Here is a 24000-nt window from a genome sequence, read left to right as displayed (position 1 = left end):
CCGATGGCCTACGATCAAAGCGCGATGCTCAAACTCCTGCGCCCGGCCATGACCCGGATACTCACCCCGCTGGGCAGGGCACTCGTCCGCCGCGGGATAGGCCCGAACGCCGTCACAGCGATCGGCACGGCCGGCACCGTCGTGTGCGCCCTGGTGTTCTTCCCCCTCGGCCAGCTGTGGTGGGGATCGGTGGCGATCACCGTCTTCGTGCTCTTCGACCTGCTCGACGGCGTCGTGGCCAGGATGGGCGGGAACGGCGGCAGCACGTGGGGCGCCTTCCTCGACTCCACGCTCGACAGGGTGGCCGACGCGGCCATCTTCTCCGGCCTGATCATCCACTTCCTCATCGGACGAGACCTGCTGATGGCGGCGGTCGCGCTGTTCTGCCTGGTGGCGGGGGCCCTGGTGTCCTACGTCAAGGCCAGGGCCGAGGGGCTCGGCCTCACCTGCGACGTCGGGCTGGCCGAGCGGCCCGAACGGCTGGTCGTGGGTCTCGTGGCCGCGGGCTTCTCAGGACTCGGCGTGCCGTACATCCTGCCCCTCGGCCTGTGGCTGCTGGCCGCGGCCAGCGCGATCACCGTCGTGCAGCGGGTCGTTCACGTCCATCGCCAGATTGGAGCGCGATGACCTCCCTTCAGGAACGCGCCGTGGCCGCGGGGTTCGCGGCGGGGTGGACGCTGCTGCCGCACCTGCCTGAGCGGCTGACCGCGGCCGCCTTCACCCTCGTGGCCGACAGGGCGTGGCGCAGGAGGGGCAAGAGCGTGCGCCGTCTGGAGCACAACCTGGCCAGGGTGACGGGGCTGGCCGAGGACAGCGCCGAGCTGCGCGCGCTCAGCCGCGCGGGCATGCGTTCCTACCTGCGCTACTTCCACGAGATCTTCAGGCTGCCGAAGATGGACGGCCAGGAGATCGTGCGGCGCACCCACGTCACGGGCGCCGAGCACATCTTCGACACCGTCGCCGCGGGCCGCGGCGTCGTCCTCGCGCTGCCGCACATGGGCAACTGGGACCAGTCGGGCGCCTGGCTGATCGGTTGCGGACACCGCTTCACCACCGTGGCCGAGCGGCTCAAGCCCGAGTCGCTGTTCCGCCGCTACGTCGCCTTCCGCGAGGGTCTGGGCATGGAGGTCCTGCCGCTCACCGGCGGCGACGGCCACAACTTCGGCACCCTGGCCCAGCGCGTGCGCAAGGGCGGCATCGTCTGCCTGCCGGCCGAGCGCGACCTGACCAAGAACGGCGTCGAGGTGGAGTTCTTCGGCGCCACCACCAAGGTGCCCGTCGGGCCCGCGCTGCTCGCCGTCAAGACGGGCGCCGCGCTGCTGCCGGCCACCATGTGGTTCGAGGGCGCCGACTGGGGCCTGCGCATCCACGAGGAGATCAAGGTGCCCGCCGAGGGCACCCTCCAGGAGCGCACGGCCGCGGCGGCGCAGAACCTGGTGACGGTGTTCGAGAAGGGCATCGCCGAGCACCCCGAGGACTGGCACATGCTGCAGCGCCTCTGGCTGGAGGACCTGACGTGAACGTCGGCATCGTCTGTCCCTACTCGTGGGACGTGCCGGGCGGCGTCAAGCAGCACATCGACGACCTGGCGCAGGCGCTCATGGCGCAGGGGCACCAGGTGTCGGTGATCGCGCCCGCCGAGGAGGACGCCGATCTGCCGCCGTACGTGACGGGCACGGGCAGGGCGGTGCCCGTGCCGTACAACGGCTCGGTGGCGCGGATGTCGTTCGGCTTCCTGTCGGCGGCCAGGGTGCGGCGGTGGATCCGCGAGGGCGGCTTCGACGTGCTCCACATCCACGAGCCGCTGGTGCCGAGCCTGGGCGTGCTGGCCTGCTGGGCCGCGAAGGGCCCGATCGTGGCCACCTTCCACGCCTCCTTCAACCGCTCGCGCGCCATCGCGATCGCCGAGCCGATGCTGCGCAGCGCGCTGGAGAAGCTCAGCGGCCGCATCGCCGTCTCCGACGCGGCGCGCAAGAGCCTGGTCGAGCAGTTCGGCGGCGACAGCGTGCTGATCCCCAACGGCGTGACCGTCAGCCGCTACACCGAGGCGGAGCCGCTTCCCGGCTGGGGCCCCGACGGGCGCACGCTCGGCTTCCTCGGCAGGATGGACGAGCCGCGCAAGGGCCTGCCCGTCCTGCTCGAGGCGCTGGAGCAGGTGCCCGACGCCAAGCTGCTGGTCGCCGGCCCCGGCGAGGTGAAGATCCCCAAGTCCATCCGCGATCGCGTCACCCTGCTCGGCATGGTCAGCGAGCAGGACAAGATCCGCGCCTACCACTCCGTCGACGTCTTCGTCGCGCCCAACACCGGCGGCGAGAGCTTCGGCATCGTGCTGGCCGAGGCCATGTCCGCCGGAGCCACCGTGCTGGCCAGCGACATCCCCGCCTTCCGCAGGGTGCTCGGCGACGGACAGGCGGGCGCGCTGTTCCCCAACGGCGACGCCGCCGCGCTGGCCCGCGAGGCCCGCGCCCTCCTGTCCGACCCCGCGCGCAGGGCCAAGCTCGCCGACGAGGCGCTGCTCGCGGTGCGCAAGTACGACTGGTCCACGGTCGCCCGCGACGTCGTGCGCGTCTACGAGACCGTCACGGCCGCGGCGGGGCAGGTCGAGGAAGACACGGTCGCATGAGCACCACCATCGTCGTCCTGGTCGTGGGCATCGTCATGGTGCTCGCGGCCGTCTACGTCTCCTGGCGGGCCGGCCGTCTCGACCGGTTGCACATCAGGCTGGAGCTGGCCAGGGAGGCCCTCGACGTCGCTCTGGTGCGGCGGGCCGCCGTCGTCCTCGAACTGGCCGGGTCCCGCCTGCTCGACCCCGCCACCTCTCTGGTCCTCGCCGCCGCCGCCCACGAGGCCCGCACGGCGGGTCCCGACGAGCGCGAGCACGCGGAGAGCGACCTGTCCAGGGCGCTGCGCGCCGCCATCGACCAGGACAGGTTCAGGGAGCGGCTCAGCGAGTCGCATGGCGGCCGGGCACTGCTGGAGGAGCTCGACGCCGCCGTCGCCAAGGTCGTCTACGCCCGCCGCTTCTTCAACAACGCGGTCGGCGTCACCCGTACGGCCCAGCGCCGCTGGCTCGCCCGCTCGCTCCGTCTGGCAGGGCGCACCGACTTTCCTGAATTCTTTGAGATTGATGACAATCCGCCGGAGACCATGGCAACCGAATGACCCCATTTGGGGGAGCCCGGTAAGCTTCCTTCCGTTTTCGTGGCCGAGCGGAGGAGTTGAGCTGGTGCGGGTACCCCGAATGATGGCGGTGGCGCTGGCGGTGCTCGCTCCAGTCGCGGCCTGCTCGAGCGGAGGCGGCGCCGCGTCGCCGTCGAAGGAGCCGCAGGCGGCCCCGGTGAGCGCCTCCCCGACGCCTGAGGCGAAGGGGCATCCGTTCACCGGCCTGCCGTACGAGGAGCTCAAGCCCGTCCTCGCCGTGAAGATCGAGAACACCGCCGCAGGAAAGCCGCAGCTCGGGCTGAAGAGCGCGGACATCGTCTACATCGAGCAGGTCGAGGCGGGACTGACCCGTCTCATGGCCGTCTTCTCCTCGAAGGTGCCCGCCAAGGTCGGCCCCGTCCGCAGCGCGCGCATCTCCGACCTGCACATCACCCCGCAGTTCGGCAAGCCCGCCTTCGCCTACTCGGGCGTGCAGTCCAAGATGCTGCCGTTCATGGCGGAGGCGTCGCTGTTCGACGTCGGCGACACGCGCAATCCCGGCGCGTTCTTCCGCCAGCCGGGACGCTTCGCCCCCTACAACCTGTTCGCCAACACCAAGCAACTGCTGTCCAAGGCGCCCAAGGCGTCCGAGGCGAAGGACATCGGCTTCACCTTCGGCGACGCCCCCGCGGACGGCGGCGTGCCGAAGAAGTCGTGGACGGTCAAGTGGCCCGCCGCCCGCTTCACCTTCGCCTGGTCGGAGGCCAAGAAGCAGTGGCTGATCTGGCAGGACGGCAAGAAGGACATGGCGGCCGAGGGCGGCCAGCTCGGCGCGCCCACGATCGTCGTCCAGTACACCAAGACCGAGCGCTCGCAGTTCCACGACAAGAACCAGAGCTACACCCCACTGGTCCACTCCGTCGGCAAGGGCTCGGCCATCGTGCTGCGGGACGGCAAGGCCTACAAGGCCAAGTGGTCGAGGGAATCCGAGGAGGAAGGCACGACGTTCACCACTGAGAGCGGCGAGCCGATGAACTTCGCGCCTGGTCAGGTGTGGGTCGCGCTCGCCAGCCGTAAGCCCGTCATTCCTTAACGTACAAAATCAGCCTGCGACCCTGACATGGTGGTGTGTCCGGGCGTGGGGTGTTAAGGACCTACGATGGGCTTGAGAACTTACCGACCTGCCGTTGTGAGGAAGACCGTGTCTACCAGCCCCGTCACCGGAACCGCGCGCGTCAAGCGCGGCATGGCCGAGATGCTCAAGGGCGGCGTCATCATGGACGTCGTCACCCCCGAGCAGGCGAAGATCGCCGAGGACGCCGGGGCGGTCGCCGTCATGGCCCTGGAGCGCGTGCCCGCCGACATCCGCGCGCAGGGCGGCGTCTCGAGGATGAGCGACCCCGACATGATCGACGGCATCATCAACGCCGTCTCCATCCCGGTCATGGCCAAGGCCCGTATCGGGCACTTCGTCGAGGCGCAGGTCCTGCAGTCGCTGGGCGTCGACTACATCGACGAGTCGGAGGTCCTGACCCCGGCCGACTACGCCAACCACATCGACAAGTTCCAGTTCACCGTGCCGTTCGTGTGCGGCGCGACGAACCTCGGCGAGGCGCTGCGCCGCATCACCGAGGGCGCCGCCATGATCCGTTCCAAGGGCGAGGCGGGCACGGGCGACGTCTCCAACGCCGTCACCCACATGCGGACCATCAGGGGCGAGCTCAAGCGCCTCACCTCGCTGCCCGAGGACGAGCTGTACGTCGCGGCCAAGGAGCTGCAGGCGCCGTACGAGCTGGTCGTCGAGGTCGCCAAGACCGGCAAGCTGCCCGTGGTGCTGTTCACCGCCGGTGGCATCGCGACCCCCGCGGACGCGGCCATGATGATGCAGCTCGGCGCCGAGGGCGTGTTCGTGGGCTCCGGCATCTTCAAGTCGGGCGACCCGGCCAAGCGGGCGGCGGCCATCGTGAAGGCCACCACCTTCCACGACGACCCCGACGTGGTCGCGAAGGTGTCGCGCGGTCTGGGCGAGGCGATGGTCGGCATCAACGTCGACGAGATCCCGCAGCCCCACCGCCTGGCCGAGCGCGGCTGGTAGGTCTTCTTCGCAAGAAAGCGGCATCCCTGAGGGGGTGCCGCTTTTTTCGTGCCCGAACCCGATCCCGCCTGGCCGCGCCTGTCGGGAGTCGCGCCCGGTGGGGGCTGAGACAGGGGATCTGGGCGTTCTTCCGCTGCAGGGCGGGTTCAGGCGGCGCGCGGAGGAAATTTCCGTGAATAGCGAGTCTGCTGGTAAAAATCGCCATTTGTGTGACAGATGGTGTTAACCGGTGAGTCATGATCTTCGGCAAGGCTACGGGCGTCCCACCCTTGATCGCCTTGGGAGCACCCGTGTCCAAGCTCAACCGCCGCTCCTTCCTCGTCACCGGGTTAGCCGCAGGCGCCACCGCCGCGCTCCCCGCCACCGCCTCCGCCGACCCGGGCCCCGCCGCCGACCCCGCCGCGGAGAGCGCCGCGACCCTCGCCTCGCGCGGCCTCAAGACCGACCCGTTCACGCTGGGCGTCGCCTCGGGCGACCCCGACCACGACGGGTTCGTCATCTGGACCCGCCTGGCCCAGCAGCCGCTCGCCGAGGACGGCATGGGCGGCATGCCGCAGCGGCCCTTCCTCGTCCTGTGGCAGGTCTACGCCGACGAGCGCTGCCGCCGCGTCGTCCGCGCCGGTGTCGCGACGGCCGCCCCCGAATGGGGCCACAGCGTCCACGTCGAGGTCGACCACCTGCCCTCCGGCAGGGAGTACTGGTACCGCTTCAGGGTGGGCCCGTACGTCTCGCCCGTCGGCCGCGCCCTCACCGCCCCGCACCCCCTGGCGTACGGCGGAGCGCTGTCCATGGCGTTCGTCTCCTGCGCGCAGTACGAGCACGGGTTCTTCACCAGCTACCGCCGCCTGGCCGAGGAGCACCCGGACCTGGTCCTGCACCTGGGCGACTACCAGTACGAGTACACCAAGAACACCTACACCATCCCCGGCGGCAACGTCCGCGACCATGAGGGTCCCGAGACCGAGACCCTCGCCAACTACCGGCAGCGCCACGCGCAGTACAAGGCCGACCCCGACCTGCAGGCCGCGCACGCCGCCGCGCCGTGGCTGGTGGTGTGGGACGACCACGAGGTCGACAACAACTGGGCCGACGAGGTGCCGGAGAAGCCCGAGGTGCCGCAGCCGAACTTCCTGCAGCGCCGCGAGGCCGCCTTCCGCGCGTACTACGAGAACATGCCGCTGCGCCGCAGCTCCATCCCCAGCGGCATCGACATGCAGCTCTACCGGCGGATCCGCTGGGGGCGCATGGCCACCTTCCACATGCTCGACACCCGTCAGTACCGGGACGACCAGGGCTGCGGCGACGGCTACAGGGACTGCCCCGCGGCGGTGGACCCCGCGCGTTCGATCACCGGCGCGGCGCAGGAGGAGTGGCTGCTCGACGGCTTCCACCACTCGCAGGCGCAGTGGGACATCATCGGGCAGCAGGTCTTCTTCGCCCAGCGCGACAACAACGCCGGGCCCGCGAAGGTCACCAGCATGGACGCGTGGGACGGCTACGTGGCCTCCCGCCGGCGCATCACCCAGGGCTGGATCGACGCGAAGGTGCGCAACCCCGTCGTGCTGACCGGAGACGTGCACGCGCACTGGGCCAGCGACCTGAAGCTCGACTACGACGACCCGACCGGGCCGTCCGTGGGCGCCGAGCTGGTCGCCACGTCGATCAGCACCGGTGGGAACGGGGCCGACTCCAACCCCGCCACACACCCGTTCCTCAAGATCAACCCGCACCTGAAGTTCTACAACAACCAGCGCGGCTACGTGCTGACGAAGATCGAGCGGGACCTGATGACCGCCGACTTCCGCGTGGTGCCGCAGGTGCAGACGCCCGGGTCGCAGGTGTACACCAGGGCGACGTTCGTGGTGGAGGACCGCGTGCCAGGGGTGCAGCAGACGTACCTGCGTCCGCTCGACCCGTCGATCAGAGCGGTGCCCGAGATGACCGTCGAGGACACGGTGCGCCTGGAGACCGAGCGCCCCTAGCCGAACCCTCCGAACACCCGATCCCCGGCCGCCGCCGGCGGCCCCCGGGTCCCGGTGTCCGGAATTCTCGGCGCCTGGGCGGCGTCCCCGCAGGGGGCGTCGCCCTTACTTCCGTTGAATACTTAGTCAGACTAATTTAATCTGCCTCAGTATGACGTCCGACGACCCCGACCTCCTCGCGACGCGACTCGCCGCCACCCTCCGTCACCTGGTGCTGCTGGTCCGGCGAGCCGTCGCGGGCCAGCCCATCACCAGCCAGCAGTACTCCGTCCTCGGCTCGCTCGAGAACGGCCCCCGCCGGATGACCGAGCTGGCCGAGGAGCACGCCGTCCAGCTCCCCACCATGACCGTCCAGATCAACCGCCTGGAGGATCCCGGTCTGGTCGCCAGGGGCATCGACCCGGCCGACGCCCGCGTCAGGACGGTCGAGCTCACCGAGGAGGGGCGCGCCAGGCTGCGTGCCGTACGCAGGGCCAGGGCCGAGTTCATCGCCCGCGAGCTGGCCCAGCTCACCCCCGAGGAGCGGGCCGCCCTCACCGCGGCCCTGCCCGCCCTCGACAAGCTGGGGCGGCGACAGTAACAGAAGGAGAATCATGTACACGCTGGGGGCGGTGTGCTGCCTGGCCGGCATCGCCGTCCTGTACGCCAGGAGGCACCACCTGCGCCCCCTGGCCCGCGTGGACATGGACCACACCTTCCAGGAAGTGGTTGCATAGCGGTTCATGTTGGATCAAGCCATCATCACGGTGATGACCTGGAACGTCTGCACGGGCACCAACGCGGCCTGCGAGCTGTACCGCAGGAGCCCGCAGGAACTGGCCTGGCACATCAGCGACCGCCTTCTCGGCGATCCTGACGTGATCTTCCTGCAGGAATTCTGCACCGGCGCCACGGGCACGCTCGAGCAGTGGCTCGAATGGCGGACAGGACGGAGCTGGACCGTCAGGTCATGGGGTCTGACGACGGCGGAGGGCAGGCCGTACGAGTGCCACCCCGACAGGAACGGCCGCCCGAGGGGCGCGCAGAGCGTCACGGTGGCGGTCGCCGACCACGCGGCCGACTTCGAGACCGTGCCGCTGACCTCCCCGCCCTGGTTCGCCAGGCGCGCCGCGCTGTGCGCGACGATTGCGGCCGTCAAGGTGCGGGCCTGCGGCACCCACCTGTCGTCCGGCATGGCCAACGACGACGCGCAACGCGGCGCGCCGTACCGGCACAGGCAGGTCAGGCAGCTGATGGCGGCCGCGCCGAAGGCGGGCCACACCAGTGTCTTCGGCGGCGACCTGAACCTCACGCCCGGCAGGGTCGCCGCCTACGGCTTCTACGACGAGTGCGATCCGCGCATGCGGTGGACCTACGTGAAGAAGCGCAAGATCGACTATCTCTTCGCGCCGAAGGGCCGGGTGCTGCGGTGCTGGGTCGGCGCGGAGACCGGGGGCTCCGACCATCTGCCGATGGCGGTCAGGGTGGCCCTGTAGGAAGAGCACGGACCGCTCTGGTGTTGAATCAGGGGAACCCGGACCACGAAGGAAGGACGACCGTGCCCACAATCGGTGTACTCGCACTCCAGGGAGACGTGCGCGAGCACGTCCACATGCTGGAGGAGGCGGGCGCGAAGGCCATGGCCGTGCGCAGGCCCGCCGAGCTCGAGACCGTCGACGGGCTGGTCATCCCCGGCGGGGAGTCCACCACGATGTGGAAGCTCGCCGAGATCTTCGAGATGCTCGAGCCGTTGCGGCTGCGCGTCAAGGAGGGCATGCCCGCCTACGGCTCGTGCGCGGGCATGATCATGCTGGCCGACCGGATCCAGGACGGGATCGACGGGCAGCAGACGATCGGCGGCATCGACATGGTCGTCAGGCGCAACGCCTTCGGCCGCCAGGTCGACTCCTTCGAGTCGGACCTGTCCTTCGCCGGCGCCCCCGTGCACGCCGTCTTCATCCGCGCCCCATGGGTGGAATCGGTGGGTTCTGAGGTCGAGGTGCTGGCGACCGCTCCCCCTGGGGATAGGATCGTCGCGGTCCGCCAGGGGCCGCTGCTCGCAACATCGTTCCACCCGGAGCTGACCGGGGACACACGCGTGCATGAATATTTCGTCAACATGGTGAGGGAGCTCTAGGTAATGTCCGGCCACTCCAAATGGGCGACGACGAAGCACAAGAAGGCCGCACTCGACGCCAAGCGCGGCAAGCTCTTCGCCAAGCTCATCAAGAACATCGAGGTGGCGGCCAGGACCGGTGGCCCTGACCCGGATGCCAACCCCACCCTCTTCGACGCCATCTTCAAGGCGAAGAAGAACTCGGTGCCCAACGACAACATCGAGCGCGCCCGCAAGCGCGGTGGCGGCCTCGAGGCGGGCGGCGCCGACTGGCAGACCATCATGTACGAGGGCTACGCGCCCGGCGGTGTCGCGGTGCTCATCGAGTGCCTGACCGACAACCGCAACCGCGCCGCCTCCGAGGTGCGCGTCGCGCTGACCCGTAACGGCGGCTCGCTGGCCGACCCGGGCTCGGTGTCGTACATGTTCAACCGCAAGGGCGTCGTGATCGTGCCCAAGAACGGGCTGTCCGAGGACGACGTGCTCGTCGCGGTGCTCGAGGCGGGTGCCGAGGAGGTCAACGACCTGGGCGAGTCGTTCGAGGTCGTCTCCGAGGCCGGTGACCTGGTGCCGGTGCGCAAGGCGCTGCAGGAGTCGGGCATCGACTACGACTCGGCCGAGTCGAGCTTCCTTCCCACGATGAACGTCCCGCTCGACGAGGACGGCGCGCGCAAGGTGTTCCGTCTGATCGACGCGCTGGAGGACAGCGACGACGTGCAGAACGTCTGGGCCAACTTCGACGTGAGCGACGACATCATGGAGAAGCTCGACGCCTAAACGGTTCGCCAGGCGTGTCCCGCGGTGCGTAGGTTGACCTGCTGTGGACATTCGTGACCTGACGCCGGACGACCTCGACGCCGTCCTCGACACCCGTAAGCGATCTTTCGGACCGGTGCCCGACGACACCGTCGACGCCTGGCGTGCGACGGCGCGGGCCACCATGGAGCGGGGGCGCTACCTGGGCGTCTTCGACGGCTCCAGGCTGGCGGCCGCAGGCCGGCTGCCCGGCTTCACCCAGTGGTGGCACGGCAGGCCGCAGCCGATGGCGGGGATCGCGGGCGTGGTCGTCAACCCCGAGGACCGCGGGCGCGGCGTGGGCAGGCGGCTCATGCGCGCCATCCTCGCCAGAGCCGCCGAACTCGGGGACGCGGTCTCCGCCCTCTACCCCGCCACCACGCCGATCTACCGCTCGCTCGGCTGGGAGCACGCGGGCGCGGAGAACGTCGTCACGCTGTCTCCGGAGGCGCTGCGCACCATCCGCCCCACCGAACCGGTCAAGCTGCGCAGGATGGGACCCGGCGACGCCGCCGAGGTGATCGCGATCGTCGGCCGGGTCCACGCCGCCAACCGCGCCAGCGGCCCCATCTGCTGGGACGAGGCCGCGTGGCGCGACTTCCTCGGCGACGAGGACGACTTCCTGTACCTGGCCGACGACGGCTTCGTCACCTACACGTGGGACGACGGCGACATCGCCGTCGACAATCTCGTCGCAGGCTCGGCGGCGACCGCCCGCGCGCTGTGGTCGCTGGTCGGCACCTCCTCCTCGGTCGCCACGAAGGTCACGGCGGTGGTCGCGCCCGACGACCCCGTCCTGTGGCTGCTGCGTGAGCGGGGGAAGGAGGAGGTCAAGAGGACGCGGTGGATGTTCCGCGTCGTGGACGTGGCCGACGCGATCGCCAGGCGCGGCTTCCCCTCGGTGGTCTCGGCGAACGCCCTGGTCACGGTCGAGGATCCGGAGCGGCCTGCCAACACCGGCACCTGGCGGCTGGAGATCTCCGGAGGCTCCGGCACGGCCGGCGCCACCGAGGGGGAGGGGCCGCGCTTCACCGTCAACGGCCTGTCGGCGCTGTACGCCGGGATCCCGACCTCGACGCTCCGGCTCGGCGGCCTGCTGTCCGGCCCCGAGGAGTTCGACGAGGCGCTGGACGCGGCGTTCGCCGGCACCCCCTACATGCTCGACTACTTCTGATCCTCCCCGCCTCTCCGCTCCCGCCGCCACCACGCTCGGACTCGGGCTGCGCGAGGATGCCGACGAGATCCGCTTGTTCGACGCCGGCGCCTTCGGCCCCCGGCCTGGACCGGCGTCCCGCCCGCCCCCCCGACGCGTGTTCGCCGTGCGCCGCCCGCCCAACCAGGGTAGAGTTCGCTGCCGAACAGATGTTCGGCAGCGAACGGAGGGCGGGCCGTGCGGGTGATGGGCGTCGACCCAGGGCTGACCAGATGCGGCCTCGGAGCCGTCGAGGGCCGCCCCGGCGCGCCGCTGACGCTCGTCGCGGTCGGCGTCGTGCGCACCTCGGCCGACGACGAGCTCGGCGCCAGGCTCGTCGACATCGAGCGCGGCATCGAGCGGTGGCTCGACGACGTCCGCCCCGACGCGGTCGCCGTCGAGCGCGTCTTCGCCCAGCACAACGTCCGCACCGTGATGGGCACCGCGCAGGCGGCCGGCATCGCGGTGCTCTGCGCCGCCAGGCGCGGCCTGCCCGTGGCCCTCCACACGCCCTCGGAGGTCAAGGCCGCCATCACCGGCAGCGGCACCGCCGACAAGAAGCAGATCGGCACCATGGTCACCAGGCTGCTACGGCTGGCCGAGATGCCCAAACCCGCCGACGCGGCCGACGCGCTCGCCCTGGCCATCTGCCACGTGTGGCGGGGCGGCACCCAGAACAGACTGGCCGAGGCGCTGGCCAAGGCATCGAGAGGACGTGCGCTGTGATCGCGTCGGTTTCCGGGGTCGTGGCGGCGCTCGCGCCCGACGCGGCCGTGCTCGAGGTCGGCGGGGTGGGCGTGCTGGTGCACTGCACGCCGGGCACGCTCGCCACCCTCCGGGTCGGCGAGCACGGCAGGCTGGCCACCTCCCTCGTCGTCAGGGAGGAGTCACTCACCCTGTACGGCTTCGCCACCGACGACGAACGCACGGTCTTCGAGCTGGTCCAGACGGCCAGTGGCGTGGGCCCGAAGCTGGCGCTGGCCATGCTCGCCGTCCACACGCCCAACTCGCTGCGCCTCGCTGTCGCCTCGGCCGACCTCAAAGCGCTCACCAGGATCCCCGGCATCGGGCAGAAGGGCGCCCAGCGCATCGTGCTGGAGCTGAAGGACAAGCTCGGCACCCCGCAGGAGGCGGTCAACGCCGCGCTCAACGGCCACGGCGCCGTCCCGCTGTGGCGCGATCAGGTCCACTCCGGCCTCGTCGGACTCGGCTACTCCACCAGAGACGCCGACGAGGCGATCGCCCTGGTGGAGCCGCAGGCCGACGCCGAGGTCGTCGCGGGCAGGCAGCCGCAGGTGGCCGCGCTGCTGAAGGCGGCGCTCCGGGCGCTGAGCGTCCGATGAGGCGGCCGGGGGCCTGGCGCGACCGCGCGAACGGCGATAGGGAGAAGCGGTGAGCATCGAGCGCGACCTGGTGTCGCCTGACGCCGAGGGCGACGAGCTGCAGATCGAGGCGGCGCTGCGGCCGAAACGGCTGGCCGACTTCATCGGTCAGGCGCGGGTGCGCGAACAGCTGTCGCTGGTGCTGGAGAGCGCCGTCAAACGTGACAGGCCGCCCGACCACGTGCTGATGAGCGGCTCGCCCGGGCTGGGCAAGACCACCCTCGCCATGATCGTCGCAGCCGAGCTCGGCGCCCCGCTGCGGATCACCTCGGGTCCCGCGCTGGAACGGGCGGGCGACCTGGCGGCGATCCTGTCGACGCTGACCGAGGGGGAGGTGCTGTTCATCGACGAGATCCACCGGATGGCCCGCCCCGCCGAGGAGATGCTCTACCTCGCGATGGAGGACTTCAGGGTCGACATCATCGTCGGCAAGGGGCCAGGGGCGACCGCGATCCCGCTGGAGATCGCGCCCTTCACGCTCGTGGGGGCGACGACCAGGGCGGGCCTGCTGCCCGCCCCGCTGCGCGACAGGTTCGGCTTCACCGCTCACATGGACTTCTACGAGGTGGCCGAGCTCGAGCAGGTGCTGCGCCGCTCCTCCAGGCTGCTTGGGGTGTCGCTGCCCGACGAGGGCGCGCACGAGATCGCCAGGCGCTCGCGCGGCACGCCCCGTATCGCCAACCGGCTGCTGCGCAGGGTGCGCGACTTCTCCGACGTCCGCTCCGACGGTGTCATCACCCGCGACATCGCCTCGGCCGCGCTCAACCTCTACGAGGTCGACGCCGAGGGCCTCGATCGGCTCGACCGGGCGGTGCTCGGCGTGCTGTTGCGCAAGTTCGGCGGCGGACCCGTCGGGCTCTCGACGCTGGCGGTGGCCGTGGGAGAGGAGCCGGAGACGGTGGAGGTGGTGGCCGAGCCGTTCCTGGTGCGCCAGGGGCTGCTGGCCCGCACGCCGCGCGGGCGGGTCGCCACCAGCGCCGCCTGGCTTCACCTGGGGCTCACCCCGCCGCCGGAGGCGCCTTTCTGATCTGACGTGCTGATCCGCGGGCGTGCTTCTGTCAAGCTCGGGCGTGTTCTGTCAAGATGGAACCTGACGGCCCGCCGTCCTGAGGGGCGGCACCCGGGGTCACAGAACGGTTGCAAGCATTGCGAATTGGGAACTTCCCCGCGCGCCGAACCGCTGCCTCGTTGCCGGGTTTCGCAACAACCGCCTACACTCCGTGGCTTGGCTGGCTGTGTAAGCTGACGGGCTGAGCGGCGCGGCCCTCGACGCAACGCATGGAATTTCCGGCTCGAAGCCGGTGTCATCATCTTTGATAGACGATGGAAGGTCGCCCTCGTGGACTCAGCAACGCTCATGAACATCCTGCCGCTTGTCCTGCTGGTAGTGGTGTTCTACTTCCTGCTCATCAGGCCGCAGCGCAAGCGGCAGCAGGAAGCCGTTCAGATGCAGAACTCCCTGGCGCCCGGCGCAAGGGTCATGACCACCACTGGTCTGTTCGCCACCGTGGTCGCCGTTGACAACGAGGATGTCATCCTGGAGGTCGCGCCCGGCGTGGAGACCCGCTGGGTGAAGGCGGCCGTCGGCCGTGTCCTCACCCCGACCACCGACGACAAGATCGCCGGTACGGCGGTCTCCGAGACGACTGCGCCCGAGACGGTTGAGACCAAGGACTCCGACGGAGTCGACGAGCCGGTCGACCGCAACAACGATGAGGACACGAATAGCAAGAAGTCCTGACTAGGCTTGCGGCAAACCTCTAACTGAAAGAACAGACGACCAGTGGCCCGACCGACCAGCGGCCAGAGCAAGCCGGGGCGCACGCTCCTGTTGCTCCTGGCGCTCATCCTCGCCATGAGCGGGGCGATGTTCCTGCACCCGGCGTTCACGCCCAAGCTCGGACTCGACCTCGCGGGCGGCACGACGGCGACTCTGTCGCCGATCACACCGAACGGCTCTCCCCCTTCTGAAGAGAGCCTCAACCTCGCCGTCAACATCATCCGTGACCGGGTGAACGGCACCGGAATCTCCGACGCTGAGGTCGCCAAGTCGGGCGACAACATCGTCATCTCGGTTCCCGGCGCGGGCAAGGACGAGGTCATCAAGCTGGTCGGCACCACGGCGGAGCTGCGCTTCCGCCAGGTTCTGGCCGCCGAGGCGGCCCAGCCGCAGCCGAGCACCATGCCCACCCAGGCGCCCACGCCCTCGGGCAGCGGCCAGCCGAGCGGGCAGCCTTCCGCACAGCCGAGCGCCCAGCCGTCGGCCAACGCCCCGTCGCCCAGCGCCTCGCCGACGGGCAAGGCCCTGTCGTCCGCGCTGACCTCGCCCAACCCGTCGCCCTCTGCCACCGCCGGTGCCGAGCAGAAGGGCCAGGACAAGGGCCGGCAGGACAACGGCCAGGACGGCAAGGGCCAGGACAAGGGCAAGAACGCCAAGGCGACGCCGAGCGCGCAGCCCAGTGCCCAGCCGAGCGCCCAGCCGTCGCAGGACCCCGCGCTCGCGGGCATCGACCCCGCGCTCGTCAAGCAGTTCAACGAGCTCGACTGCGCCAAGAACAAGGGCCAGGGCGTCCAGGACGACCCGAGCAAGCCGTACGTCACCTGTGACGAGGACGGCACCGCCAAGTACATCCTCGACAAGGCCAGGGTCGTCGGCACCGACATCGACACCGCCAGCGCCGGCGTGCAGCAGACCACCGGCCAGTGGGTCGTCCAGCTCAACTTCAAGGCCAAGGGCGCCACGGCCTGGTCGACCCTGACCACCGAGGCCTACAAGGCCCAGCCGCCGCGCAACATGGTCGCCGTGGTCCTCGACGGTGTCGTCATCACCGCCCCGAACATCAACGAGCCGATCCCCGGCGGGCGTGCCGAGATCAGCGGCGGGTTCACCCAGCAGACCGCGACCCAGCTGGCCGACCAGCTGAAGTACGGCGCGCTGCCGCTGAAGTTCGTGCGCAGCTCGATCGACACGATCTCCTCGACGCTCGGCCAGGACCAGCTGATGGGCGGCCTGATCTCCGGCGCCATCGGTCTCGGCCTGGTGGTCCTGTACTCGCTGCTCTACTACAGGGGCCTCGGCCTGGTCGCGGTCCTGAGCCTCGTGGTCGCCTCGATCATCACCTACGAGGCGGTCGTGCTGCTCGGCACCTACGCGGGCTTCGGCCTGTCGCTGCCGCACATCATCGGTCTGGTGGTCTCGATCGGCATCACCGCCGACTCCTTCATCGTCTACTTCGAACGAATAAGGGACGAGATGAAGGAGGGCAGGCGCACGCTGCGCGCCGCCGTCGAGGTGGCCTGGGTGCGCGCGCGGCGCACGATCCTGATCGCCGACGCGGTCATGTTCATCGCCGCCATCGTGCTCTACTTCCTGGCGGTCGGCGGCGTGGCCGGATTCGCCTTCGCGATGGGCCTCACGACGCTCATCGACGTGCTGGTGGTGTTCCTGTTCACCAAGCCGTTCATCGCGCTGCTGGCGAGGCTGAAGTTCTTCGCCAAGGGTCACAAGCTCTCCGGTCTCGACGCCGAGCGCATGGGGCCGGAGACTGTTCGTACGACCACCCCGCAGGAGGCCTGACATGGGACTCGGGCGTCGCCTCTACCGAGGCGAGATCGACGTCGACTTCGTCGGCCGCAGGAAGCTGTGGTACGGCCTTTCGGCCTTCCTCATCGCCTTCTCCATGGCGGGTCTGGTCTTCAGCGCCGTCACCCACGGCAGCCCGCTCAACCTGGGCGTGGAGTTCAAGGGCGGCTCGGTGTTCTCCTTCACCGCGCCGAAGGCCACCATCGAGCAGGTCCGCGAGACCATGACCGACGCGGGCGTCCACCAGCCGATCGTGCAGCAGGCCGGCACCGCCGGCTGGCGCGTGACGACCGAGACCCTCGACGAGGCCAACCTCAGCAGGGTGCAGAAGTCGGTCTCCGAGGATCTCGGCGTCGACGCCAAGCAGATCTCCATCACCTCGATCGGCGCCTCGTGGGGCGGTGAGGTGGCGAACAAGGCCTGGATCGGCCTCGGCGTGTTCATGCTCGCGATCATCCTGTACCTGAGCATGGCCTTCGAGCCGAAGATGGCCTTGGCGGCCATCGTCGCGTTGATCCACGACCTGGTCATCACCGCGGGCATCTACGCGTGGTCGGGCTTCGAGGTCACCCCTGCGACCATGCTGGGCTTCCTCACGATCCTGGGCTACTCGCTGTACGACGCGGTCGTCGTGTTCGACATGATCAAGGAGGTCACCGCCAAGCTCGGCACGACCTCCAAGAAGACGTACACGATGGCCGCCAACGACGCGCTCAACCACACGCTGATCAGGTCGCTGAACACCTCGCTCGTCGCCATCCTGCCGGTGGCGGCGATCCTGTTCATCGGCACCACGGTGCTCGGCGCGGGCACGCTGAAGGACCTCTCGCTCGCCCTGTTCGTCGGCATGCTCGTCGGCACGTACTCCTCGCTGTGCGTGGCCACGCCGCTGCTGGTGACGCTGAAGGAGCGCGAGCCGAGGTACCAGGCGATCGCCAAGCGCCTGGCCTCCACCGGCGGGGGCAAGGGCGGCGCCAAGCGGCCCGCCACCGCCAAGAACTGACCGCTCCACCTTCGACGCCCTCGCTCCCTCATCGGGGACGGGGGCGTCGCCCTGCCACCGGCCGGACGGGTCCGGTGTCGTCGGCGGGGCGGGTGTGTGGGAAGGTGATGCGTCCGGCAGACGGACGCACCAGACGATGAGGGAGAGAGCCCGACGTGAGCGAGCTGAGCCAGCTGATCCTCGACCGGATCAGGGACGTCAACGACTACCCGAAGCCGGGCGTCGTGTTCAAGGACATCACCCCGCTCCTGGCCGACCCGCAGGCCTTCGGCGCGGTCGTCGACGCGCTCGCGGGGCTCTTCCCCGGCGTGGACAAGATCGTGGGAATCGAGGCGCGCGGCTTCATCCTGGCCGCCCCCGCCGCCTGCCGCGCCAACGCGGGCTTCGTGCCGGTCCGCAAGAAGGGCAAGCTGCCCTCCGCGACCCTGGAGGCCTCCTACGACCTGGAGTACGGCTCGGCCACCATCGAGGTGCACCAGGACGCGTTCGAGCCCGGCGACCGCGTTCTCATCGTCGACGACGTGCTGGCCACGGGCGGCACGGCCGAGGCGACGGTGGAGCTGATCAGGAGGACGGGTGCCGAGGTCGTCGGCGTCGCCGTCCTCATGGAGTTGGCCTTCCTGAAGGGCCGTGAGCGGCTGGCGGACATCGACCTGCGGGCGCTCGTGATCGTGTGATTGCCGACCGGCCGACGCGCGGGTGACACACCTGGATACACTGAGGGATCTGGACTCGAACGTAAGGAGTCTGTGTGCCCCGTGAGGTAGTCGTGCCCGACGTAACCGACGCCGGAAATTCCGATGGAGGGTCCGGCGTTCCAGCGGTGCGTCGACGACGGTTTGGGGGTGGGGCCATGAATCCGGTGCTGGAGCCGCTTTTCAGGACGGTCCGCGCCACCCATCCCAAGGCGGATCTTCGCCTCATCGAGCGTGCCTACGACGTGGCCGCCTACCATCACCGCGACCAGAAGCGGAAGAGCGGCGACCCGTACATCACCCATCCGCTGGCCGTGGCGACGATCCTGGCCGAGCTCGGCACCGACGACGAGACGCTGTGCGCCGCTCTCCTGCACGACACGGTGGAGGACACCGCCTACAGCCTGGACGAGCTGCGTGGCGACTTCGGTGACAAGATCGGGCTGCTCGTCGACGGCGTCACCAAGCTCGACAAGGTCAAGTTCGGTGACGCCGCGCAGGCCGAGACCGTGCGCAAGATGGTCGTGGCGATGTCGCGCGACATCAGGGTGCTGGTCATCAAGCTCGCCGACCGCCTCCACAACATGCGCACGATGCGCTATCTGCCGGAGCACAAGAGGCAGCAGAAGTCCCGCGAGACGCTGGAGATCTTCGCCCCGCTGGCCCACCGCCTGGGCATGAACACGATCAAGTGGGAGCTCGAGGATCTCGCGTTCGCGATGCTCTATCCCAAGCGCTACGACGAGATCGCCCGCATGGTCTCCGAGCGGGCCCCGCGCAGGGACCTGTTCCTGCAGGAGGTCATCGAGAAGGTCTCGGCGGACCTGCGCGACGCCAGGATCCGCGCGGTGGTCAAGGGCAGGCCGAAGCACTACTACTCGGTCTACCAGAAGATGATCGCCCGCGACGTGGCCTTCGACGACATCTACGACCTGGTGGGCATCAGGGTCCTGGTCGACTCGGTCCGCGACTGCTATGCGGCGCTCGGAACGATCCACGCGCGGTGGAACCCGGTGCCCGGCCGGTTCAAGGACTACATCGCGATGCCCAAGTTCAACATGTACCAGTCGCTGCACACCACGGTGATCGGCCCCGAGGGCAAGCCCGTCGAGCTGCAGATCCGCACCCACGCCATGCACCACAGGGCCGAGTACGGCGTGGCGGCCCACTGGAAGTACAAGGAGGACGCCGGCACACCCGGCCCTTCGGGCAAGGTCAAGCCGGGCGGCGACATGGCGTGGTTGCGCCAGCTCCTCGACTGGCAGAAGGAGACCTCCGACCCGGGAGAGTTCCTGGAGTCGCTGCGCTTCGACCTGTCGGTGTCGGAGGTGTACGTCTTCACCCCGCGCGGCCAGGTGGTGGCGCTGCCGGAGGGGGCGACGCCGGTCGACTTCGCCTACGCCGTCCACACCGAGGTCGGACACCGGTGCATCGGCGCCCGCGTCAACGGCCGTCTGGTGCCGCTGGAGTCGCGCCTGGGCAACGGCGACACCGTCGAGATCTTCACCTCCAAGTCTCCCGACGCGGGTCCCTCGCGCGACTGGCTGAAGTTCGTCAAGTCGGGCCGCGCCCGCAACAAGATCAGGCAGTGGTTCTCCAAGGAGCGCCGCGAGACCGCGATCGAGGCGGGCAAGGAGGCCATCGGCAGGGCCATGCGCAAGCAGGGCCTGCCCCTGCAGCGGCTCATGTCGGGCGAGGCGCTGCTGGCGCTCGCCCGCGACCTGCGCTACCCGGACGTGTCGGCCCTCTACGCGGCCGTCGGCGAGGGGCACATCGCCGCGCAGGCGGTCGTGCAGAAGCTCGTGGCCTCCATCGGCGGCGTCGACAGCGCCGAGGAGGACATCGCCGAGGTCTCGCTGCCGACCAGGCTCAGCCGCCGTCCCAGGGGCGGTGGCGGCGCCGGGGTCGTGGTGGCGGGCGACTCCGACGTGTGGGTGCGGCTCTCGCGCTGCTGCACGCCCGTGCCCGGCGACGAGATCGTCGGCTTCGTCACCCGCGGCCACGGCGTGTCGGTCCACCGCTCCGACTGTTCCAACGTGGAGCAGCTGAAGGAGCAGCCCGACCGGCTCGTCGAGGTGACGTGGGCGCCGAACGAGGACTCGGTGTTCCTGGTGGCGATCCAGGTGGAGGCGCTCGACCGGCCGCGACTGCTGTCGGACGTCACGCGCACGCTGTCCGACCAGCACGTCAACATCCTGTCGGCGTCGGTGACGACCTCCCGCGACAGGGTGGCGGTCAGCAAGTTCACCTTCGAGATGGGCGACCCCAAGCATCTGGGCCACGTGCTCAAGGCGGTGCGCAGCATCCAGGGCGTCTACGACGTCTACCGGGTCAGCGGAGCCTCTGGCGGATGAAGACCCACAGGTAGAGCCCCCAGCCGAAGGCGACGATCGCCAGCGTGAGCACGGGCTGCACCGAGGTTCCGAGTTCGGCGAAGGCCTGCCCGCACACCGCGAGCGTGATCGGGACGGTGTAGCCGAGCAGGAACGCCAGGCCCAGCACTCGGCCGGCGATCAGGAACCAGGCGTAGACCCGCACGCCGCGCGGGGTGTCCGCGCCTCGGTGGCGCAGGTAGGCCTGGGCGTCGGCCATGAGGTTCTTGTTGCCGGTGGCGTTGGCGAAGGCGTAGTAGACGTCGGTGCGCATGAAGAACAGGAACTGCCAGACGATCTGCGAGGCGCAGATGGCCAGCACCAGGCGGGCCACGGCGTTCTCGGCGACGTACAGCGCGCAGGCGGCGCACGCGGCCAGGAACAGGTCGGTGCGCATGCCCGCCAGGTGGGCGCGGTAGCGGGCGCGGCGGGGCAGCCGCCAGACGCCGGTGACGTTGGTCTGCACCACGAGGAACTGCAGGCGGGTGCCGAGCGACAGCTGCGCACGCACGCCGAGCGAGCGTGCGGCGAGGATGTGGCTGAGTTCGTGGACGAGGACCAGCACCCAGGAGCCGACCGCGAACGCCAGCGTGAACGACAGGCTGTCCGACCAGACCAGCCCCGACATGCCGGACGCGATCCGCGGCCTGGCCACCACGGCGGCGACGGCGGCGAGCGCCGCCAGCGCGACGACGGCGTTGGCGGCGGGGGAGAAGAGCCAGCGCACGTGCACGGGCCTGACACGGTCCCAGGGGCTCGGCGGGAGGTCGGGCTCCTGGAGCAGCCCCAGGCCGTCCAGACCGCCCACGAAGGCCGCCACGTCCACGTCGGCACCGTGGCGCTCCAGCACCTCCTTCCTGACCTCCTCGACGGTCCTGGTGCCGTCCAGCAGCGCCAGCACCTTCGCGGCGATGCCGGGAACGTTGACGAACCTGGCCCCGTTGCCCACCACGTAGTCGTCGGGGCCGTCCTCGACCACGCTGAGGAAGGTCAGGTCGGGCTTCACCCGCAGACCTCGCAGTCCTGGAGGCGCTCGAAGGCGTGGGCGGTGGTGGTCAGGTCGAGCAGATCCAGGTGGACGGTCCTGCCCTCGATGGCGGGCGGGCCCGTGCCGGTCAGGTGACGGACGGTCTCGGCGGCCAGCAGGCCCGAGACCGCCGCGCAAAGGGGGCCGAAGGCGGGGATCGTCCTTCCGGCGTTGTCGGCGGTGGGCAGTTCGGCCGAGCTGTACCGCTCGGCGAGCGTGCGCTCCCTGCAGGCGAGGCAACCGGTCGTGCCCGGCACCACGAGCGGGCCGATCAGGCCGACGTGCTGGTTGAAGCCCCCGGTCACGAACGGCACGCCCGCCCGGACGCAGGCCCTGTTGACCCAGCGGAGGATGTGCGGCTGCGGGGTGTCGACGGTGTTGACCACGAAGTCCGCGCCTTCGACGGGGACGTCGTCCGGGCCCTCGACGCGGCGCTCGATCTCGGCGATCTCCGCGTCGGGCCGGTGCGCGCGCAGCCTGGCGGCGGCCGCGCCGACCTTGGGCCTGCCGATGTCGGCGGTGGTGTAGAGGTGCTGGCGGTGCAGGTTGGACGGCTCGACCCGGTCGTCGTCGACGAGCGTCAGCCGCCGCACACCCGCGGTGACGAGCTGGACGGCGACCGCGCCGCCGATGGCCCCCGCGCCGAGCACGGTGATCCGCAGGTCGGCGAGCTCGCGCATGGCGGTGACCGCCCGGCCGGCCGGATGGAACATCGACAGGAACAGCGCCTGCCTGGACAGGCGGTCGTCGGCGGTCAGCGCGGACAGATCGCTCTCGGTGACCAGGAGGCGGGCGGCGAGCAATTGCCCGACGGCCGCGTCTATCTCGCCGGGGGTGACGCCGTCGAGCAGCCGGTAAAGCTCCTCCTTCGAACGAGGACGCTTCGCGCAGAGCCTGAACAATTCGCGCAGCGGCTTTTCCGCGGAGGAGAGCACGCGGCCGGTCGGCGGAAAGTCGCCGAGCCGGACCTGTTCGCGGGAGTCGTCGATGTACAAGGGGAACGCCGGATTCACCTGAATCCGTTCGCGCATGGGCGGGGCTCCAAGAGAGGTGGTGCGGGACCTCTGTCGAGGCCCCGCACGAACGGGTTCAGCAGCTGTTGCTGTTACCGGTCGTCTCCACCTCTTCGACGGGCTTGATCTCGATCGTCATCTTGACCCCTTTCGCCGATACCTCTGAGAGCCCTGTGATCTTAAGAAGAAAAAGGGAAAAAGGGGGAGGCCCAATGACCCTCTGTGATCACGTTTTTCGGGGTTTTTCCGAAGAAATCAGGAAAGGTTGAATCTCAGAACGTATGCGGCGGGAAATCGGCCTGACAGGCTCCGGGCGGCGCACCCGCCCGGAGCCGCGAGATCAGCTGAACTCGGCGAGCGTGCGCTCGGCCTCCTGCAGCCACGAACGGCGGGCCGCCAGCGCCTCCTCGGCGTCCTTGACGTCCTTGGCGCGCCCGGCGGCCTGGGCCTTGCCGAGCTTCTTCTCCAACTGCTCGATGGAGGCGCGCAGCTGGTCGACCGCGCTCTGCGCGCGCGCCCTCGCCTCGGGGTTGGAGCGCTTCCACTCCGCCTCCTCGGCCTTGCGGACCGCCTCGTCGATGCGGCGCAGCCCGCCCTCCAGCTTGTCGCGCTGCTCGCGCGGCACGGGGCCGACGGCCTCCCAGCGCTCCAGCATCGTGCGCAGCGAGGCCCGGGCGGCACGCGGGTCGGTCACGGGAAGGATCTTCTCCGCCTCGGCCAGCAGCACCTCCTTGGCCTCCGCGTTGGCCGCCAGCGAGGCGTCCCGCTCGGCGAAGACCGCCGAGCGGGCCTGGAAGAACTGGTCCTGCGCGGCCTTGAAACGGCCCCACAGCTCGTCCTCGGCCTCGCGCGAGGCCCTGCCCGCCGACTTCCACTGCTGCATGAGCTCGCGGTAGACGGCGGCCGTCTGGCCCCAGTCGGTGGAGTCGGCCAGCGCCTCGGCCTCGACCACGATCCGCTCCTTGTAGGCGCGGATGCCCTCGCGCTGCTCGTCGAGCCCCGCGAAGTAGGCCTTGCGCCGCTTGGCGAAGGCCGTGCGGGCGGCCGACAGCCGCTTCCACAGGGCGGCCTCGGTGACGCGGTCGATGCGCTCGGCGGCCTTCCACTCCTCCACCAGCTGGCGCAGCCGCTCGCCACCGGACTTCCAGTGGGTCGTCTCGTCGGCGATCCGCTCAGCCTCGGCGACGATGCGCTCCTTGACCGCCTTGGCCTCGGCCCTGGCCACGTCGCGCGCGGCCTTGACCTCCTCGCGGCGCTTGGCGACCAGCTCCGTCAGCGCGTCGAGGCGCTGGACGAGCGCGCCGAGGTCGCCGATGGCATGCGCGTCGGCCACGGCCTCGCGCAGCTTGACGATGGTCGCCTCGGCCTGCGCAGGAGCCAGGTCGGTGCCCTTGACACGCTGCTCGAGCAGCTGGACCTGGCCCGCCAGCTCGTCGTACTTGCGGTGGAAGTAGGCCAGCGCTTCTTCGGGCTCACCGGCCTGCCAGGACCCGACGGCCCGCTCTCCCTCGGCCGTACGCACGTAGACGGTGCCGTCGTCGTCTACCCGGCCCCACGGGTCGGTGCTCACCGTGTCCTCCCGCACTCTCATCAGACCCTTCGGGGACTACTGCCCCTAGTTGTAT

Annotated in this window: 24 protein-coding genes; 21 read left to right on the top strand and 3 right to left on the bottom strand. The window is 70.0% G+C overall.

The genetic code is table 11. The features are described from left to right. Window positions 1-3: 3 nt before the first annotated feature. From pgsA to ACFSKW_RS10335, 21 genes are all read left to right on the top strand, one after another. Entirely contained in the window at window positions 4-627 is a 624-nt protein-coding gene (gene pgsA / locus ACFSKW_RS10435) for a phosphatidylinositol phosphate synthase (protein ID WP_379571666.1), read from the top strand. Further along, entirely contained in the window at window positions 624-1520 is an 897-nt protein-coding gene (locus tag ACFSKW_RS10430; RefSeq protein WP_379571664.1) for a phosphatidylinositol mannoside acyltransferase, read from the top strand. The genes pgsA and ACFSKW_RS10430 overlap by 4 nt, the downstream gene beginning before the upstream one ends. Beyond that, the gene (locus ACFSKW_RS10425) at window positions 1517-2623 is read left to right on the top strand and encodes a glycosyltransferase family 4 protein (RefSeq protein WP_379571662.1); all 1107 of its coding nucleotides are present in this window, start codon (window positions 1517-1519) and stop codon (window positions 2621-2623) included. Before ACFSKW_RS10430 ends, ACFSKW_RS10425 begins: the two co-directional genes overlap by 4 nt. After that, window positions 2620-3162 carry a hypothetical protein gene (locus tag ACFSKW_RS10420; protein ID WP_379571660.1) on the top strand — a complete coding sequence of 181 codons (543 nt, stop codon included), beginning with the start codon at window positions 2620-2622 and terminating at the stop codon, window positions 3160-3162. Before ACFSKW_RS10425 ends, ACFSKW_RS10420 begins: the two co-directional genes overlap by 4 nt. 64 nt (window positions 3163-3226) lie before the next feature. Further along, on the top strand, window positions 3227-4234 hold the full coding sequence (locus tag ACFSKW_RS10415) for a DUF3048 domain-containing protein (RefSeq protein WP_379571658.1): 1008 nt from the start codon (window positions 3227-3229) through the stop codon (window positions 4232-4234). Between the two features lie 66 nt (window positions 4235-4300). Continuing rightward, on the top strand, window positions 4301-5236 hold the full coding sequence (pdxS, locus tag ACFSKW_RS10410; RefSeq protein ID WP_379571657.1) for a pyridoxal 5'-phosphate synthase lyase subunit PdxS: 936 nt from the start codon (window positions 4301-4303) through the stop codon (window positions 5234-5236). 290 nt (window positions 5237-5526) lie between these two features. After that, a complete protein-coding gene (locus ACFSKW_RS10405) occupies window positions 5527-7218 on the top strand; it encodes an alkaline phosphatase D family protein (protein ID WP_379571655.1) in 1692 nt (563 codons plus the stop codon). Window positions 7219-7369: 151 nt separating this feature from the next. Beyond that, the gene (locus ACFSKW_RS10400; protein WP_379571653.1) at window positions 7370-7798 is read left to right on the top strand and encodes a MarR family winged helix-turn-helix transcriptional regulator; all 429 of its coding nucleotides are present in this window, start codon (window positions 7370-7372) and stop codon (window positions 7796-7798) included. A 13-nt stretch (window positions 7799-7811) separates the two neighbouring features. After that, a complete protein-coding gene (locus ACFSKW_RS10395) occupies window positions 7812-7934 on the top strand; it encodes a hypothetical protein (protein WP_379571651.1) in 123 nt (40 codons plus the stop codon). Between the two features lie 33 nt (window positions 7935-7967). Continuing rightward, window positions 7968-8693 carry an endonuclease/exonuclease/phosphatase family protein gene (locus tag ACFSKW_RS10390; protein WP_379571649.1) on the top strand — a complete coding sequence of 242 codons (726 nt, stop codon included), beginning with the start codon at window positions 7968-7970 and terminating at the stop codon, window positions 8691-8693. Between the two features lie 116 nt (window positions 8694-8809). Beyond that, complete coding sequence (gene pdxT, locus ACFSKW_RS10385) at window positions 8810-9334, top strand: pyridoxal 5'-phosphate synthase glutaminase subunit PdxT (protein WP_379572097.1); 525 nt, start codon at window positions 8810-8812, stop codon at window positions 9332-9334. Window positions 9335-9337: 3 nt separating this feature from the next. Then, a complete protein-coding gene (locus tag ACFSKW_RS10380) occupies window positions 9338-10090 on the top strand; it encodes a YebC/PmpR family DNA-binding transcriptional regulator (RefSeq protein ID WP_379571647.1) in 753 nt (250 codons plus the stop codon). Window positions 10091-10133: 43 nt separating this feature from the next. Continuing rightward, the gene (locus tag ACFSKW_RS10375) at window positions 10134-11282 is read left to right on the top strand and encodes a GNAT family N-acetyltransferase (RefSeq protein ID WP_379571645.1); all 1149 of its coding nucleotides are present in this window, start codon (window positions 10134-10136) and stop codon (window positions 11280-11282) included. 216 nt (window positions 11283-11498) lie between these two features. Beyond that, window positions 11499-12026 (top strand): crossover junction endodeoxyribonuclease RuvC, encoded by a 528-nt coding sequence (gene ruvC, locus ACFSKW_RS10370; RefSeq protein WP_379571643.1) that lies wholly within the window; start codon window positions 11499-11501, stop codon window positions 12024-12026. After that, the gene (gene ruvA, locus ACFSKW_RS10365; RefSeq protein ID WP_379571641.1) at window positions 12023-12643 is read left to right on the top strand and encodes a Holliday junction branch migration protein RuvA; all 621 of its coding nucleotides are present in this window, start codon (window positions 12023-12025) and stop codon (window positions 12641-12643) included. Before ruvC ends, ruvA begins: the two co-directional genes overlap by 4 nt. Window positions 12644-12692: 49 nt before the next feature. Continuing rightward, window positions 12693-13709, top strand: a complete 1017-nt coding sequence (ruvB, locus tag ACFSKW_RS10360; RefSeq protein WP_379571639.1) for a Holliday junction branch migration DNA helicase RuvB — start codon at window positions 12693-12695, stop codon at window positions 13707-13709. 312 nt (window positions 13710-14021) lie between these two features. Continuing rightward, window positions 14022-14423 carry a preprotein translocase subunit YajC gene (gene yajC / locus ACFSKW_RS10355; RefSeq protein WP_379571637.1) on the top strand — a complete coding sequence of 134 codons (402 nt, stop codon included), beginning with the start codon at window positions 14022-14024 and terminating at the stop codon, window positions 14421-14423. 42 nt (window positions 14424-14465) lie between these two features. After that, window positions 14466-16259, top strand: a complete 1794-nt coding sequence (gene secD / locus ACFSKW_RS10350) for a protein translocase subunit SecD (protein ID WP_379571635.1) — start codon at window positions 14466-14468, stop codon at window positions 16257-16259. A 1-nt stretch (window position 16260) separates the two neighbouring features. After that, complete coding sequence (secF, locus tag ACFSKW_RS10345) at window positions 16261-17268, top strand: protein translocase subunit SecF (protein WP_379571633.1); 1008 nt, start codon at window positions 16261-16263, stop codon at window positions 17266-17268. A gap of 155 nt (window positions 17269-17423) precedes the next feature. Further along, window positions 17424-17945 (top strand): adenine phosphoribosyltransferase, encoded by a 522-nt coding sequence (locus ACFSKW_RS10340; protein WP_379571631.1) that lies wholly within the window; start codon window positions 17424-17426, stop codon window positions 17943-17945. A gap of 74 nt (window positions 17946-18019) precedes the next feature. Beyond that, window positions 18020-20317, top strand: coding sequence for a RelA/SpoT family protein (locus tag ACFSKW_RS10335; protein ID WP_379571629.1), 2298 nt, complete (start codon window positions 18020-18022; stop codon window positions 20315-20317). Here the strand turns inward: ACFSKW_RS10335 and ACFSKW_RS10330 are convergent. From ACFSKW_RS10330 to ACFSKW_RS10320, 3 genes are all read right to left on the bottom strand, one after another. Continuing rightward, window positions 20295-21341, bottom strand: coding sequence for a hypothetical protein (locus ACFSKW_RS10330; RefSeq protein WP_379571627.1), 1047 nt, complete (start codon window positions 21339-21341; stop codon window positions 20295-20297). The genes ACFSKW_RS10335 and ACFSKW_RS10330 overlap by 23 nt on opposite strands. Further along, on the bottom strand, window positions 21338-22393 hold the full coding sequence (locus tag ACFSKW_RS10325; RefSeq protein ID WP_379571625.1) for a TOMM precursor leader peptide-binding protein: 1056 nt from the start codon (window positions 22391-22393) through the stop codon (window positions 21338-21340). The genes ACFSKW_RS10330 and ACFSKW_RS10325 overlap by 4 nt, the downstream gene beginning before the upstream one ends. Window positions 22394-22715: 322 nt before the next feature. Further along, a complete protein-coding gene (locus ACFSKW_RS10320) occupies window positions 22716-23966 on the bottom strand; it encodes a DUF349 domain-containing protein (protein ID WP_379571623.1) in 1251 nt (416 codons plus the stop codon). Window positions 23967-24000: the final 34 nt, after the last annotated feature.

Origin of the sequence: Nonomuraea mangrovi, assembly GCF_042681425.1 — a bacterium.
Lineage (GTDB): Bacteria > Actinomycetota > Actinomycetes > Streptosporangiales > Streptosporangiaceae > Nonomuraea > Nonomuraea mangrovi.
Note: the sequence above shows the minus strand (reverse complement) of the source record. Positions and strands in the feature narration are given on the sequence as shown.

Bases quoted from the DNA above. Each gene is read 5' to 3' on its own strand.
- pgsA (WP_379571666.1), top strand. From the start codon at position 4: ATGGCCTACGATCAAAGCGCGATGCTCAAACTCCTGCGCCCGGCCATG.
- ACFSKW_RS10430 (WP_379571664.1), top strand. From the start codon at position 624: ATGACCTCCCTTCAGGAACGCGCCGTGGCCGCGGGGTTCGCGGCGGGG.
- ACFSKW_RS10420 (WP_379571660.1), top strand. From the start codon at position 2,620: ATGAGCACCACCATCGTCGTCCTGGTCGTGGGCATCGTCATGGTGCTC.
- pdxS (WP_379571657.1), top strand. From the start codon at position 4,301: ATGGGCTTGAGAACTTACCGACCTGCCGTTGTGAGGAAGACCGTGTCT.
- ACFSKW_RS10400 (WP_379571653.1), top strand. From the start codon at position 7,370: ATGACGTCCGACGACCCCGACCTCCTCGCGACGCGACTCGCCGCCACC.
- ACFSKW_RS10395 (WP_379571651.1), top strand. From the start codon at position 7,812: ATGTACACGCTGGGGGCGGTGTGCTGCCTGGCCGGCATCGCCGTCCTG.
- ACFSKW_RS10390 (WP_379571649.1), top strand. From the start codon at position 7,968: ATGACCTGGAACGTCTGCACGGGCACCAACGCGGCCTGCGAGCTGTAC.
- pdxT (WP_379572097.1), top strand. From the start codon at position 8,810: ATGCTGGAGGAGGCGGGCGCGAAGGCCATGGCCGTGCGCAGGCCCGCC.
- ACFSKW_RS10380 (WP_379571647.1), top strand. From the start codon at position 9,338: ATGTCCGGCCACTCCAAATGGGCGACGACGAAGCACAAGAAGGCCGCA.
- secF (WP_379571633.1), top strand. From the start codon at position 16,261: ATGGGACTCGGGCGTCGCCTCTACCGAGGCGAGATCGACGTCGACTTC.
- ACFSKW_RS10325 (WP_379571625.1), bottom strand. From the start codon at position 22,393: ATGCGCGAACGGATTCAGGTGAATCCGGCGTTCCCCTTGTACATCGAC.
- ACFSKW_RS10320 (WP_379571623.1), bottom strand. From the start codon at position 23,966: ATGAGAGTGCGGGAGGACACGGTGAGCACCGACCCGTGGGGCCGGGTA.